The 13,071-nt window shown below is 41.5% G+C and carries 18 protein-coding genes; 15 read left to right on the forward strand and 3 right to left on the reverse strand.

The features are described from left to right. Nucleotides 1-15 precede the first annotated feature (15 nt). The 3 genes from ACFODW_RS04215 to ACFODW_RS04225 all read right to left on the reverse strand — a co-directional run bounded on the left by ACFODW_RS04215 (nucleotide 16) and on the right by ACFODW_RS04225 (nucleotide 2,212). A complete protein-coding gene (locus ACFODW_RS04215) occupies nucleotides 16-1,221 on the reverse strand; it encodes a site-specific integrase (RefSeq protein WP_390303433.1) in 1,206 nt (401 codons plus the stop codon). Then, nucleotides 1,205-1,708, reverse strand: a complete 504-nt coding sequence (locus ACFODW_RS04220; RefSeq protein WP_390303436.1) for an ImmA/IrrE family metallo-endopeptidase — start codon at nucleotides 1,706-1,708, stop codon at nucleotides 1,205-1,207. Before ACFODW_RS04220 ends, ACFODW_RS04215 begins: the two co-directional genes overlap by 17 nt. Before the next feature lie 141 nt (nucleotides 1,709-1,849). Next, the gene (locus tag ACFODW_RS04225; RefSeq protein WP_390303439.1) at nucleotides 1,850-2,212 is read right to left on the reverse strand and encodes a helix-turn-helix domain-containing protein; all 363 of its coding nucleotides are present in this window, start codon (nucleotides 2,210-2,212) and stop codon (nucleotides 1,850-1,852) included. Nucleotides 2,213-2,535: 323 nt separating this feature from the next. On the opposite strand from ACFODW_RS04225, the gene ACFODW_RS04230 reads away from it, so the two are divergent. The 15 genes from ACFODW_RS04230 to ACFODW_RS04300 all read left to right on the forward strand — a co-directional run bounded on the left by ACFODW_RS04230 (nucleotide 2,536) and on the right by ACFODW_RS04300 (nucleotide 13,056). Further along, nucleotides 2,536-2,856, forward strand: coding sequence for a hypothetical protein (locus tag ACFODW_RS04230; RefSeq protein WP_390303442.1), 321 nt, complete (start codon nucleotides 2,536-2,538; stop codon nucleotides 2,854-2,856). 27 nt (nucleotides 2,857-2,883) lie between these two features. Next, nucleotides 2,884-3,777 carry a transcription termination/antitermination NusG family protein gene (locus ACFODW_RS04235; RefSeq protein WP_390303445.1) on the forward strand — a complete coding sequence of 298 codons (894 nt, stop codon included), beginning with the start codon at nucleotides 2,884-2,886 and terminating at the stop codon, nucleotides 3,775-3,777. Further along, nucleotides 3,774-5,984 carry an SF1B family DNA helicase RecD2 gene (gene recD2, locus ACFODW_RS04240; protein ID WP_390303448.1) on the forward strand — a complete coding sequence of 737 codons (2,211 nt, stop codon included), beginning with the start codon at nucleotides 3,774-3,776 and terminating at the stop codon, nucleotides 5,982-5,984. The genes ACFODW_RS04235 and recD2 overlap by 4 nt, the downstream gene beginning before the upstream one ends. Nucleotides 5,985-6,001: 17 nt before the next feature. Then, nucleotides 6,002-6,658, forward strand: coding sequence for a hypothetical protein (locus ACFODW_RS04245; protein WP_390303451.1), 657 nt, complete (start codon nucleotides 6,002-6,004; stop codon nucleotides 6,656-6,658). A gap of 458 nt (nucleotides 6,659-7,116) precedes the next feature. Next, nucleotides 7,117-7,260: a hypothetical protein gene (locus ACFODW_RS04250; protein ID WP_390303454.1), complete on the forward strand. Its 144-nt coding sequence runs from the start codon at nucleotides 7,117-7,119 to the stop codon at nucleotides 7,258-7,260. Further along, entirely contained in the window at nucleotides 7,257-7,403 is a 147-nt protein-coding gene (locus tag ACFODW_RS04255) for a hypothetical protein (protein WP_390303457.1), read from the forward strand. Before ACFODW_RS04250 ends, ACFODW_RS04255 begins: the two co-directional genes overlap by 4 nt. Next, the gene (locus ACFODW_RS04260) at nucleotides 7,404-7,856 is read left to right on the forward strand and encodes a metal-dependent hydrolase (protein WP_390303460.1); all 453 of its coding nucleotides are present in this window, start codon (nucleotides 7,404-7,406) and stop codon (nucleotides 7,854-7,856) included. A 293-nt stretch (nucleotides 7,857-8,149) separates the two neighbouring features. Further along, a complete protein-coding gene (locus ACFODW_RS04265; RefSeq protein ID WP_390303772.1) occupies nucleotides 8,150-9,163 on the forward strand; it encodes a S66 family peptidase in 1,014 nt (337 codons plus the stop codon). A 133-nt stretch (nucleotides 9,164-9,296) separates the two neighbouring features. Beyond that, the gene (locus ACFODW_RS04270) at nucleotides 9,297-9,860 is read left to right on the forward strand and encodes a tetratricopeptide repeat protein (RefSeq protein WP_390303462.1); all 564 of its coding nucleotides are present in this window, start codon (nucleotides 9,297-9,299) and stop codon (nucleotides 9,858-9,860) included. Between the two features lie 71 nt (nucleotides 9,861-9,931). Then, a complete protein-coding gene (gene fosM, locus ACFODW_RS04275; protein ID WP_390303465.1) occupies nucleotides 9,932-10,354 on the forward strand; it encodes a FosM family fosfomycin resistance protein in 423 nt (140 codons plus the stop codon). Nucleotides 10,355-10,577: 223 nt separating this feature from the next. Further along, nucleotides 10,578-11,102, forward strand: coding sequence for a ParM/StbA family protein (locus tag ACFODW_RS04280; protein ID WP_390303468.1), 525 nt, complete (start codon nucleotides 10,578-10,580; stop codon nucleotides 11,100-11,102). A gap of 14 nt (nucleotides 11,103-11,116) precedes the next feature. After that, nucleotides 11,117-11,623: a hypothetical protein gene (locus tag ACFODW_RS04285; protein WP_390303471.1), complete on the forward strand. Its 507-nt coding sequence runs from the start codon at nucleotides 11,117-11,119 to the stop codon at nucleotides 11,621-11,623. 3 nt (nucleotides 11,624-11,626) lie between these two features. Next, nucleotides 11,627-11,995: a hypothetical protein gene (locus tag ACFODW_RS04290; protein ID WP_390303474.1), complete on the forward strand. Its 369-nt coding sequence runs from the start codon at nucleotides 11,627-11,629 to the stop codon at nucleotides 11,993-11,995. 220 nt (nucleotides 11,996-12,215) lie between these two features. Then, nucleotides 12,216-12,707, forward strand: a complete 492-nt coding sequence (locus ACFODW_RS04295; RefSeq protein ID WP_390303477.1) for a hypothetical protein — start codon at nucleotides 12,216-12,218, stop codon at nucleotides 12,705-12,707. Between the two features lie 127 nt (nucleotides 12,708-12,834). After that, nucleotides 12,835-13,056 carry a hypothetical protein gene (locus ACFODW_RS04300; RefSeq protein ID WP_390274428.1) on the forward strand — a complete coding sequence of 74 codons (222 nt, stop codon included), beginning with the start codon at nucleotides 12,835-12,837 and terminating at the stop codon, nucleotides 13,054-13,056. Nucleotides 13,057-13,071: the final 15 nt, after the last annotated feature.

Below are 13,071 nucleotides of genomic sequence, written 5' to 3' on the forward strand. Positions count from 1 at the left end.
TTTGACCCTATTCCATTATTTTCCAGGTCGTTTAATTACCCCCTTCATGAGGTTTCCGAACTTTTCCGAGTCTCTTTTCCGTACTGCTTGGGTGGTATGCAAATAGACGGATTTGGTAACTTTGTCATCAGTATGTCCTAATCGTTCCATGATTCGTTCTAAACTGACCCCGGCCTCTGCCAATAAACTTGCATGGGTGTGCCTAAAGGAATGAGGCGTTAGACTGGTATCCATCTCTGCTATTTTCAACAGTCTAGTCATGCGCTGTTGGATAATCTTTGGATATAGTGGGTACCCGGGATACGTCGACCGATTGGCAAAGATAAACTTCATGTCATGATAATCTTTCTCGGCTTCTTGTTGGATTTGTTTATTTTCCTGGATTATTTCTCCAAGAGCATCATAGACGACAGGATCTATATCAATTAATCGTTTGGAGCCTTTCGTTTTTGGCGGGACCAACTGGTATTCTTTTATATTATTCTTAGGGTTGTAATATGTCTTAGTGATGGAAAGCAACTTCTCTTCAGAGATGCGTAAATCACTTTCTTTTAACGCACAGAGCTCCCCAACACGTAACCCCGTATAGGCCAAGGTTAAGAAAATGGCAAAATCCATGGCAAGACCTTCCTCCATAACTGCCTCAAGAAACCGGGCCAAATCTTCTTTTTCCATATATCTAGGTAAAATCCTTTCATTTTCAAGTTCTTCGACCGTACTGTTTCTTTTGGGCAGATACGCGTATTCCGTGGGATCTTTAAGAATGATATCATGCTGCATTGCCTTCTTGAAGATCATCCGACCTGTCCGATGAATGCCATCTAAAGTATTTTGTGAAAAATGGGCGTGCAGCTTATATAATACGTTTTGATAAATCTGCCAGGTAATATCAATCATTCTCAGGCCTTTAAGATATTTATTTAAATTGTTGATCTCGTGTTGTCTGATTCTGATGGTACCAGGTTTGACTCCTCGTTCATCTTTATACAGCTCCAGCCATTTGCCACTGAATTCATCGAAGGTGATGGTGTTATAGAAGAAGTTCACCCCTTCATCTTTGGCTTTTACAAGTTTCCTAGCTTCTTTTTTTGCTTCCTCCTTCGTCGCAAATCCTCGTTTTGTAACACGTTTTCTTTTTCCAGAGTTTTTATCAACGCCGAGATAAATCTTGAACATCCAGCGTGTACCTTTTTTGGTTTGATACTTATGAAAGCTTGCCATTTCTCACGACCTCCCATACTAGATTTTTATGTATTTCCAGACGTTGCATAGCGAATGGATATTCCATATGAAATATATTCATAATTTCAGAGACTGCTATTTCATCTAATTGCCATAACATAAAACTCGGAACGCAAAAATGATAAGCGAATTTTTTTGCCTGTCCTTCCTGATAATGACGAAATAGTGCAGGCAATCCCAATTGACAGCCTTCATGTCCTAAAATGTGCCCAAGTTCGTGGCCAAAATCCTGCCATTGTCTCTGGGAACTTTGATTTTTATTAAGGAAGATATGAAAATTGCCGCCGAGATTGTTTGCTTCACTTTGCTCATCAAAGTAATGGAGCCGTATATGGAAATAGTCCGATACCCTTTCCATGAGACAGCGGGTATTCAACTCTTCCGGCGTGGTTATGTCCATTTCCATATAGATGGTTTTTACAAGGTCTTCTATACATAGGGGCATCTCATAGTTGTTGAAAGACATTCCTCCTCACTCCTTTAAATCCTTTACAATATAGAACTGGTGTTCGGTTATGGATTAAAATAATACCCTATCTTCTGGAAGATAGGATAGTTATGGAATAATGATTTTAAAATGCATTTTGTTTTCTCTAACTTTCTGTGGTTACTTTTCTTCGTTTTTAATGATATCCCACATTTTACGAAGCTTCCGCAAATCCTCTTCATCGGACTTTGGCAATTCCTTATACCAACGCTTTAACTCTGGGTCGCTGATCGCCTCATAGAAGGCAGGCTCCTCTTTTACTGACATATCACCGGTAGAGGGGGAATATGTTGATACCCCCAATAAATAGTCAGTGGATGTATCAAGGTGTTTGGCAAGTTCTTTCAAGGTTTTATTCGGCGGGTTACTATAACCACTTTCATAATTGCTTATAGTCGCCTTGGTCGTATGAAGTTTTGCAGCCAGTTCTTCCTGGGTTAACTTGAGTTCTTTTCTCCGCTGTTTCAGTCGTTCTCTTAACATATAGCCACACCTTCATTAATTTGTACAAGTACATTGTACTTGAAATAGAGGTTTAATAAAAGAGAGATATATAAAAAAGTACAAAATAATCATACTTTTCTATTGACGTACAAGTTAATCATACCTATAATGCAGGTATAGTACAAGTTATTCATACCTGGGAGGAAATTGATAATACGTTATGAGTAGATTCTATTCTGAAGAAGGATATTTCTTTTCTTTTTTTTAATTATTATGTACAAGAATATCATACTTTAATCCGGGTGGGACAAAAAACTTGTACTTTCGGCTATCTAATCTTTTAAACGAGGAAGGTGGATGGGATGCAAATTAGTATCGATGAACTGAAGGCAAAGTTGCTTGAAGAGAATTTGAAAGATTTGTTTGTTGAAGCTTATGAACAGGGGCTAAGGGATGGGCAGGAAAAGTACGGTTATCCGGATCTTTTAACCAAAAGAGATTTGGTAAAAATTTTTCAGGTCAAAGAGCCGACGGTTAATAAAATTGTGGCTACACCGGGATTCCCCAAATCCAAGTTCGTAAAGGCCAGATATCCGCGGGACGAGGTGTTCAAGTGGATCAGAGAGAACAGCGTGTTGGCCGACGGGCTGGCACAAAACATGCCAAAGAAGGTATTTGGATAAGTTTCACGTGAAAAGGAGGGGGAGAATATGTCATTCTTTGCTGTTCAAGTGCGCACAGGATCTGAAATAGCGGTCAAGAAGATGCTTGGCGACCTGTTAACACGATTGGGTGATGATGCAGTTAAAGCGATTTATGCGTTGGAGACATTTACTCAGACGGGGAAGGAAATGGATATTAGCGAATTAACCGATACAGATATATCCAATCATTTATTTGTACAGCGGATACAAGCAAGTCTGAGCAATTTACGTGTCGCGTACGAAGAAATGAAAGCCTCTACGGGTGCTTCCGACATAATGGACGAGTACCGCAGACAGATCAAGCACTTGACGGCAAGACTGAAAAATCTGCGACCTTCCTCCAAGAAAATCGGAAGTGTTTTAAAAGGGTATATCCTTATCGAATTGGAGAACAACTTCCATTATCTGCCGAACCATTTGTGGCACTTGATCAAATCTATTCCCAAAGTGTCCGGTTTTCCGAGCAAGATGAACATCCCTCAAGAGGAAGTTGATGCTTTTTTTGAAGAGGTGGAAATGTCACCGGAAGTGGAACTGCAATTCAATGAAATCCTTTCTTATGAGGAACACCTGGAAGAACAAAATATTTTGTTGGAACGGGTGAACCAGTCGCAAGATAGTGAAGAGAGAAAATCGCTGGATGAATCCCTTGAGGACATGCATACGGATGTAGTGGAGGAAGTGAAGGATATTAAACAAGCACCTCTACCTATGATGAAGCGAATCCAGGCCTTCATCAAAAACAAGCGGGAGATGGTTCGTCTGCCTGTCGCCTTGTTCCGTCAATTGTACAGGAAAGAAATAGGGACTGGTACGCATTCAGCCACATGGAAAAGCCCCACTGATTTCCTTCACCGTTTGAGACGATGGGCGAATTATCCCGAGGCGGTGTTGGAATGAAGAAAGAAACCGGTTCGATTACTCGAATCCTGTATCAAAACGAGGATTTCCTGATTGCAGTCTTACGGACGGAGTCTGAAGACATAAAAATCAAGGGGAATATCTACGGTGTGGAAAAAGGGGAAACGGTGGCCGTGAGAGGGACATGGGACAACCACCCGAAATACGGGGAACAGTTTGCTGTGGAATCCTGGGAAAGGCCTATCCCGCAGACTGAAGAACAGATTCTGGCGTTTCTCACCTCATCGATGGTCAAGGGATGTGGCAAGAAACAGGCAAAAGCGATTGTCCAGCAATTCGGAGGCAAAGCGTTAGAGATTATTTCCGAGGAACGGGAGTCTTGCCTTACAGGAATCAAGGGGATAGGCAAGAAACGGGCAAAGAAGATTGTGGGTAGTGTGATATCTACCTTCGAAGTACAGAGAATCGTATCAGAACTGCTCGTGTATGGCATCACCGCGAACATGGCTTTGCGAGCCTACCGGGAGTATGGGGCGAATATTCTGGCCATCCTCAAAAGAAATCCCTACAAGCTCACAGAATTAGATCTGGTGGGGTTTCAAAAAGCGGACGAGATTGCTAGAAGGATAGGGATTATGCCGACATCAGGCTACCGTATCGAAGCATGCTTGCAATATGTTTTACAGAAAAGGTGTATGGAGTCAGGGCATACGTATATCCCCAAAGAAGAATGGCTGGAAGAAACGGAAAGGGCTTTGAATCATCAGTCGGAACCATCCGAGATGGTTTCCATGGACGAGCTGGAAGACAGCTTAATGTGTTCGGAAGAAAAACTCATCGTCAACGAAGACGAATGTATATACCCGAAATTCCTGTATCAACAGGAAGAGAAATTGAGCCGGAAACTCTCCAAAATGAGAGGTTCACGGTATGGGCGAGGTATGCCCGAATGTGACAGGCAGATGGAAAAGTATCAAAGGAAAAACCAAATGATTCTCGCAGAAAAACAACGGGAAGCCATCAAGCAATTGTTTCGTGAACAAATCCTTATTCTGACTGGTGGTCCCGGTACGGGGAAAACGACAGTGGTAAAGGCCATGATCGATATCTATCAGAAAATGTACCCCAAAGCTGCAATCAGTCTTGCGGCACCGACCGGCAGGGCGAGCAGGAAATTGTCTGAGGTTGCCGGGCATGAAGCTTCCACGATTCATAGGTTGATTGGATACCGGCAGGGTGAACGTCCGGAATATAACAAGGATAACAAGCTGCCATGCAAATTATTGGTGCTGGACGAAATGTCGATGGTGGATGTCAGTTTAGCCAGTTATCTTTTTCAGGCGCTTGACCCCGACACGACAGTATTGATGGTAGGGGATATTGATCAATTGCCTTCTGTCAGCCCGGGGAATGTGCTGAGAGATATGATCCATGCAGGTATTCCAACAGTAAGGCTTACAGAGGTTTTCCGGCAGGCACAGGAAAGCCAAATCATTAATAACGCTCATCGAATCAATCAAGGGAAGTCCATACTTTTCGATAAAGAAAAAGATGACTTCTTTTTTCTTTTGCAGGAAGATCCGGTGAAGATAGCAGAATTAATGGTGAAAAGTGCCAAGCGATTCATGGAAATGGGCTATTCCTTATCAGACATTCTACTGTTAAGCCCAATGAGAAAAGGGCCTGTGGGGACGATAGCGTTGAATGAAAAGCTGCGGGAGGCTCTTAATCCCCCGTCACCTGAGAAAAACGAGTGGAAGGTGGGCAAAAGGCTGTTTCGCACAGGAGATAAAGTGATACAAACTCAAACGAATTATGACAAGCAAGTATTCAATGGCGACATGGGGATCATTCAATCTTTTACCAGTGAAAGGGATGATAACGGCGACCCGGTGGAGGTGATGAAAGTGAATTTCGATGGGAATGTTGTTTCCTATGCCCGGAATGCCGTCAAAGAACTGGAATTGGGATACGCTATAACCATCCATAAATCGCAGGGTGGAGAAGCCCCCATCGTTATCATGCCAGTCACCGTCAGCCATTATGTGATGCTGGCCCGCAACCTGATATACACTGGGATGACAAGAGCGAGAGAGAAGGTGATATTCATCGGCACCGAGAAAGCAATGAATATAGCCATTCAAAACAACCAAATAGCCCAGAGAAATAGCAGGCTGGCTGAGCGGTTGGTTCGGTTAGAGGAGAGGCAAAAATGTAGAAAGGAAGGGATAGCTCTTAGTCAGTGAAATATGGATGGAAATGAGTGGAAGGATCAATGAGCAGGAAGAACGATTTTCAACAAGCTGAGCATCAAGCCAGATTACGAGATACGCAAAACCATATAGATTTAACGGCCATATCCCTGGAGGAGAGCAAAGCGAATGAACAGGGGTATGGCCTTTTTAAGATGAGGAAGAAAAACCACGCGCTTTTCTGTCAGGCCATACAGGAAAACCTGGACACCGTGATAAAAAGCAAACTGCTGACGAACAGCGAGATAGGGCTACTCCTCTCCCTCATGCCTTTGGTGCAGTTGCATTCCAACGCAATCATTGATAGGGAAAGTAATGAATTCATGAGCATCTCCAACATCGCCCGATACCTGGATAGGGAAAGGACATCCACTAGCAAGCTGATATCCCGGCTGTTACAGAAAGGGATGCTGTTCGAGTTTGCGAATGTACAGGAGATTAAGGAATATAAGCGGAGTGTTACGCAGCGGCCTTTATTTATGAATCCTGAAATTATCTATTCGGGAGACCGCAACCGTATAAATGCCACCTTGTCCAGGCTGGTCATGGAATTTGATCGTTTGGAACGTAAAAAGGTGTACCTGCCCTGGAAATTATGGTTGAAACATGGCAGCGAATTCGGAAGGCTATATCGAAGAAAAACCTATCTGCAACTAAAGAAGCAATAGTATCTGTGGTCTATAACCACACGTCAAATCGTTGATATAACAAGATTGGAAAAGAATCGCCTGTGAGGGTGTGCAATATAACCACACCTGAAACAAAGGGAGACGTATGAAGAAGGGGTGTGGCAAAAAAACCACACCTGTGTGGCGAAAATGCCACACCCTAAATCTCCTGCAAAAGTTGATGTGGCAGGTTTTATCGCCATGTCATGCATGGTTTCCTATTCTCACTCTCTATATATACAACTGAGATTGGTGATCGACGCTCAAGCTTTAGGGGGGACTAGGTCTCGCAATATCATCATGTGAACTTCTCTAAATAAGGGGACAGGAAAATACGAAAGGGGTTAAATGGGGCTGGTTCAATAACCTCCACCCAAATAAGTCTTCTTATGCAATAGGCAATATTTAATCAGGCAGGAGGATTCTGTGGTCTGTGTAAATAGAGAGGATGTGAAAGCATGAGTCAAAATAGATTGATAGATGTGAATGAATTAGAAAGATTTTTGTGGTATTTGCAGAGTAAATCCAACGGTGTCTTTGAAAGGGAGACAGAACAGGCCGTGAAACGGTTTTTGGCTGAGATAAGGAGGGATGGAGGATGAAGACTTCTTGTTCAATCTGCAAGCGTCAGAGCGAGGATGTAGAGGAGAAAAACGACCGGTTCATCTGCACGGAGTGTTTAGGCTGGGTAGATGAGATAGAACTGAGAATCACGGAACAATTAAGAGAGAACGAGTTAGCATAAATGGAATGGAGTACCCACTGCCTATCCGGAATGGTAGCCGGTCATCTCATTACGGGCGGAGACTGGCGAGGAGCACTAATAGGAGGAGTAGCGGCAGTCATTCCCGATTTGGATGAGCCCAAATCCAAGTTTGGTAGACTCTTCTTGCCCATTGCTTATCCAATCAATAAAGTGTTTGGTCATCGGACGATTACCCATTCCCTGCTGTTTGCAGTTCTGGCTGGAATGTTACTGTATCATCTTACGGAGAAATGGGTATGGCTGGGAACCAGTGCCGGGATATTGGCTCATATTCTAGGTGATATGCTGACCGGGAGGGTGAAGTTTTTTTACCCAGCCCAAAAATCACTTGGTATAAGCACTAATCCGTTGATGTTCATCATCCTTGATCGAATAACAGCGATTCTATCGTTATTGTATATCACTAGAAACATACTACTAATTCTCTTCTAAATAGACACAGAAGCTATAACCTAACGAATTCACTTAAGAGGTGTAAACAAGTTACAGCAGAATTCGCAAGGGTGAAAAATTATTTCTGACTATGATTTTTCTGCAATTACGTGTTTGGTTGAGTATGCTAAATGAAGGAGTTGAAGATAAATGATAAAATGAATGGTGAAAGATCTGAAAACAAATAATAATTCGTTTTTCAACTAACGGAACATTCTTGAGTGGCAAAAAATTTTTTCATTATTTCTAACTTAAGTGATACAAAAATAACGAAAAGCATAGAGGGGCTATGCATGATACAATACCCTTTCTTAGAACAAGGGGCAACTATAGGGGTTACTGCACCATCATCTGGAGTTTCAAGTGAATTACATGAATTGCTGAATGCTGCATTTAAAAGTATGGAAAAGAAAGGCTTTAACATCATTAGTGGTGAAACTGCTTGGGTTCAGAATAAGGCAAAGTCTGCATCCGCTAAGAAGCGTGCAGAAGAGTTTAATAAAATGATGCTTAATGAAAATATCCAACTAATCTTTCCTCCTTGGGGTGGAGAACTACTTATTGAAACACTTGAATATATTGACTTTGAAAATATACAGGATAAGTGGGTATTAGGTTACTCTGATATTAGTCTACTATTGCTAGCGATCACATTGAAGACTGGCGTTGCTACTGCCCATGGAACAAATTTAGTGGATTTAAGAGGAGAGTATTCTGATGATACGACAGCAATGTGGCAATCAGTTTTGTCTACCAAAAAGGGTGAATCAATCCTTCAACGGTCATCGGAAAAATATCAAAAGGAATGGCAATTTGATAACCCGACTCCTTATATTTTCAACCTAACAGAACAAACTTACTGGAAATCAACTGTTAACGATAAAGTGAAGATACAGGGGCGTTTACTTGGTGGATGTGTTGATACAATTAGGCATTTAGCTGGTACACCATATGGGGATGTACGGAATTTTGAAGAGAATTATATTGAAGGAGATTCTGTCATTTGGTTTCTAGAAAACTGCGAGTTATCAACGACTGATCTACGTAGATCCCTTGTACAAATGAAATTAGCTGGTTGGTTTGACAATTGTAATGGCATTTTGTTTGGTAGAAGTTCAGCTAATACGTCTGTTACAAATTATACAGTTGAAGATGTTTATAAAGAACTTTCAGAAGAGCTTCAAATTCCTATCTTATACGATGTTGATTGTGGTCATGTTCCACCACAAATTACTTTCATAAACGGAGCATACGCAGAAGTTAAATCCGAACATGGAAAAGGCAAGGTATTACAAATTTTCAAGTAACATATACTGTACTGTAGATTGAAACACCGTTATTAAGCGTAGCGAGCGCAAGAGTTTAACAAGGCGATCATCAAATTGATCGTCTTTTTTAGATACGGCTATATTGATTTTATCGAAGAAAAGGGGCAGTAGAATGCTAACAGATTTTAAAAATAGTCTTTCGTGTTTAAATGAAATTATTTACTTTGATGATAATCAGTTTCTTCGAGAGAAGACCAAAGATGCGGTTAGATTACAACAGTATATTGATGTAGCAATCGAGTTATTGAAAAGTACGTTAAATGAGGAAGAAAAGTACTTTGTGCGGGGGACACTTGGTAATTTGTACAGGATAAATGGGGAACCGCAAAAGGCTATTAACAATCTTAACTTTTGTCTTAATTATGCTCAAGAAGGTCAGCTAACATCAAAAGAGATAGTCTCACTAATACGGCTAGGGGAAGCATTAAAATATAATAACAATCATAATGAGGCACTAAACAAATTCAACCAGGCCTTGGAAAGATGCCAATGTAATAATATGGATAACTATATAGACTACGTACACCAGCATAAGGGGAAGTGCCTTATGGAATTGTCAAGGTTAGATGAAGCAGAAGAATGCTTCTTAGAGGCTCTTAGAATAAGGAAGCAAAAAGGGAATCCGGAGTTAATTAGTTCAACACAAGCAGCAATTGATTTATTATATTCCTATTAGGAGAGCGATATTAAATAATTGGATTTAGCCTTGTGATAATGGATATTTTAATTAAATTAGGTGGTGAGAAAATGTCGATTAGAGGGCTTAATCATTTTTTATTTTCAGTTTCCGACTTAGAAAAAGCTATAGAGTTTTATAAAAGTGTATTTAATGCAAAACTATTAGTAAAGGGTAGGAAAACGGCTTACTTCTATGTAAACGGAATGTGGTTTGCTCTTAATGTAGAAAAAGACATCCCCCGTAATGAAATACATCAATCCTACACACATATTGCTTTCTCAATCGAAGAGGAAGAATTTGATGAAATCTACAACAGATTAAAGAAATTAAATGTAAATATATTATCAGGTCGTCCGAGAGATGGGAGAGATAAAAAGTCCATATATTTTACAGACCCAGATGGGCATAAATTTGAATTTCATACAGGTACATTGCAAGATAGATTGGATTACTACAAACAAGAGAAACCACATATGGAATTTTTCGATTAAAAAATTTTTTGCTAACAAGCGTGTGCGTTAGTTATGTGATAAAAAGGGCTTGGAACTTTTAATTCCCAAGCTCTTTTTGTATGAATCCTACTGTGAATGTCCTTAGATATTTCTGTGATTTAGCATGTTACTCCATGTGATTCGCAGTTTGCACCGAACAAGTAAACCAGTTTGCCATTACTGGATATTTTTAATTAATCTAAACTAAAAGGAGGACATAGATATGGAACAAGTTGCAGTTGACTTGGGTTACGGATATGTGAAGGCAATATCTTCATCGGGAAGGAGAATCGTATTTCCTTCTCTGGTCGGGAAAGGCTTTGACCGAAGTATTACGAGTGTTCTGGGTGAAACCCCCGATGACATCCAAAATATCCATCTGGAATATCAGGAGGAGGCATATTTTGTAGGAGAATTGGCGAAAGAATCACGCTCAGCTTCCCGTATATTTGAACGGGAACGTTTCAGTCACATCTACACGCAGATATTACTGAACGCGGCGATCCAGATGGTGACCGAAGATGACATGGTAAAAGTTTCTACAGGATTGCCTTTGGACTTCTATCAGTCACAGGCGAAAGAATTCCGGCAGTCTATTTTAGGAATACAGCCGGTTACTAGGTGGAAGACTGGGCCATTGGCTGAAAGAGAAAAGAGGATCAACATCCATCAGGCGATGGTTTTCCCGCAGGGTGCATCAGCAATTTTTTCAGCACTCATGAAGGTAAATATGTCTATCCGCAGCTGATGGAAGAAGGGAATATGATTGCATTGATTGACATCGGTTTCCGGACCACTGATTTTGTCGTAGTGGAGATGCAGAAGAATGGTTCATTCGTTCCCAAGGCAAAGCTATCTGGGACGGTCGATGAAGGGGTCATCAACCTGCATCGGGATATCCGCCAGGTATTCAAGACCACAACGGGCGGAGCCGATTTAAGTGAATCGAACATCAGCAGGGTACTGAAGAATGAATTTCTTCCCTATAAAGGGAAACGAATTGAATTTTCGGAAGCCATTCAAAACAGCAAGCAGTCCATTGCTGCGAATATAACGGACCGGTTAAAGGGTGTTTGGGCAGAAGAGAGTGACTTATTTGATGCCGTTTTCCTCGCTGGAGGGGGAGGAGAGCTGTTTGAATCATTTATCCAGCCCCATTTCGACCACCGTTTGGAAAAAGTGTTGGAAAATCAATTTGCGAACGCTATCGGATACTTGCGGTTGGGAAAAGCCCTGTCTCAACAGCAGCCTGCCAAAAAGATGGGATAACCCATGACAATGAATTGGAAGAAACGGTATAGCTTCCGCCTGACGGATAAAGATGAAGCGATTTATGAGTTTCTCGAAGGGCTGCCCGATAACAAAAGAAGCGAAGCCATACGGTTTCTGTTGCGAATGGCGGTGAAATACCTCCATGTAGAACAGAATCAGCAAGGGGAATTTGAACAGGTCATGCGGGAACTGAGAAAAATACAAGAGCAAATGGAAAGTCACCAAGAGATTATCCATCAATGGAAGGAGAAAAGCAACCATACGTCGGAGGTAGCAACAGATAAGGAAGAAGAGGATATGAGCGATCGAGCCATTGCTGATACCGCCAATGCCTTTTTCTCCTCTTTTGGAGTTGATGAATACGAGTGAAAGGGCTGAGTGATAAGTGAGAATCCCGAAAAAGATACGATTGAATCGCTTCTGGCTCAACAGATTAATTAAGAAAATGAACCGACTGGGAACCTTGAACATACAAAAGACATATCGGCTTATGTTGTTAAGGACGGACCTCATTCAAACTGGGAACCCGTATATCGAGAACTGCCGAAATAATTTGTATGAGTGGAAGGAAAAGAAGGAAGCAGGCCGATTGAGTCTTTACCGTTATGCTTGGCAAACATCAAGCTTCTGGAAGTTAGCCCCTTGTATTCTTCTGATATGCTTCCTTGTAGGAATGGGGTTAGCCGTAAGGGAAACTGGATTGCTGTCATCCTTGGGACCGATAAACTTTATTGCAAATCTGGTAGCTGCCGTTTCCTGGACCGTCATCTTTATGACCATGTTGGGGATCTATAATATATGCCGGATAAGCTATAACAGAAATAAGAAGAATAAGATAACGAAACAACAAGAAGTCATTCAGCATATGAGAAGGACTATGGAGGCGATCAATAAGACATTGGATGATTCCATCGTACCAAGGGAGTTGCTGACGCTCCCTGTATTAAAGCAAATGATGGCAATGATGGAATGGGAGGATATCAAGGGAAAGAAGACACAGCTGGAAATTATAAGCTGGTATCTGCGCAAAGAAGGAAAGAGGAAGGCCCGCCAAGCTAAAAAGCGGTCGGTAATTAAATAGTTTGCATGGTTAATGCTCTGTCTGACTGAGACAGGGTATTTTTATTGCCTTGAAAGGGGGGATGTGGAATAGCAGACAGCTTGCGGATTCAACTCAGATAAGTAGTAAAAGGAAGGGGGAGAGCAGTTTGATTCGTTTTTTTCTTGCACTGATACTGGGGATTTTTCTATTCCTCATTGTCGGAAGCCTCGTATTGGAAGAATTCCCTTCATTGCAGCCACTGTGGGAGGAATTCAAAGCGCATATTGTGCAGTTATATAATATGTCGTTAGTCCGCTATGGCGCAGTGACCACTTTTGTGATTATTATCGCCATTTTCATCGTGTTTGGATCCAACAAGCGGATATAAAGAGATGAGGGCAGA

Source organism: Virgibacillus sediminis, assembly GCF_042643265.1.
GTDB classification, from domain to species: domain Bacteria; phylum Bacillota; class Bacilli; order Bacillales; family Amphibacillaceae; genus Virgibacillus_O; species Virgibacillus_O sediminis.

Excerpts from the sequence above, each read along its gene's own strand:
- ACFODW_RS04215 (WP_390303433.1), bottom strand. The coding sequence starts at position 1,221 with ATGGCAAGCTTTCATAAGTATCAAACCAAAAAAGGTACACGCTGGATG.
- ACFODW_RS04220 (WP_390303436.1), bottom strand. The coding sequence starts at position 1,708 with ATGTCTTTCAACAACTATGAGATGCCCCTATGTATAGAAGACCTTGTA.
- ACFODW_RS04225 (WP_390303439.1), bottom strand. The coding sequence starts at position 2,212 with ATGTTAAGAGAACGACTGAAACAGCGGAGAAAAGAACTCAAGTTAACC.
- ACFODW_RS04230 (WP_390303442.1), top strand. The coding sequence starts at position 2,536 with ATGCAAATTAGTATCGATGAACTGAAGGCAAAGTTGCTTGAAGAGAAT.
- ACFODW_RS04235 (WP_390303445.1), top strand. The coding sequence starts at position 2,884 with ATGTCATTCTTTGCTGTTCAAGTGCGCACAGGATCTGAAATAGCGGTC.
- recD2 (WP_390303448.1), top strand. The coding sequence starts at position 3,774 with ATGAAGAAAGAAACCGGTTCGATTACTCGAATCCTGTATCAAAACGAG.
- ACFODW_RS04250 (WP_390303454.1), top strand. The coding sequence starts at position 7,117 with ATGAGTCAAAATAGATTGATAGATGTGAATGAATTAGAAAGATTTTTG.
- ACFODW_RS04255 (WP_390303457.1), top strand. The coding sequence starts at position 7,257 with ATGAAGACTTCTTGTTCAATCTGCAAGCGTCAGAGCGAGGATGTAGAG.
- ACFODW_RS04260 (WP_390303460.1), top strand. The coding sequence starts at position 7,404 with ATGGAATGGAGTACCCACTGCCTATCCGGAATGGTAGCCGGTCATCTC.
- ACFODW_RS04265 (WP_390303772.1), top strand. The coding sequence starts at position 8,150 with ATGATACAATACCCTTTCTTAGAACAAGGGGCAACTATAGGGGTTACT.
- ACFODW_RS04270 (WP_390303462.1), top strand. The coding sequence starts at position 9,297 with ATGCTAACAGATTTTAAAAATAGTCTTTCGTGTTTAAATGAAATTATT.
- fosM (WP_390303465.1), top strand. The coding sequence starts at position 9,932 with ATGTCGATTAGAGGGCTTAATCATTTTTTATTTTCAGTTTCCGACTTA.
- ACFODW_RS04280 (WP_390303468.1), top strand. The coding sequence starts at position 10,578 with ATGGAACAAGTTGCAGTTGACTTGGGTTACGGATATGTGAAGGCAATA.
- ACFODW_RS04285 (WP_390303471.1), top strand. The coding sequence starts at position 11,117 with ATGATTGCATTGATTGACATCGGTTTCCGGACCACTGATTTTGTCGTA.
- ACFODW_RS04290 (WP_390303474.1), top strand. The coding sequence starts at position 11,627 with ATGACAATGAATTGGAAGAAACGGTATAGCTTCCGCCTGACGGATAAA.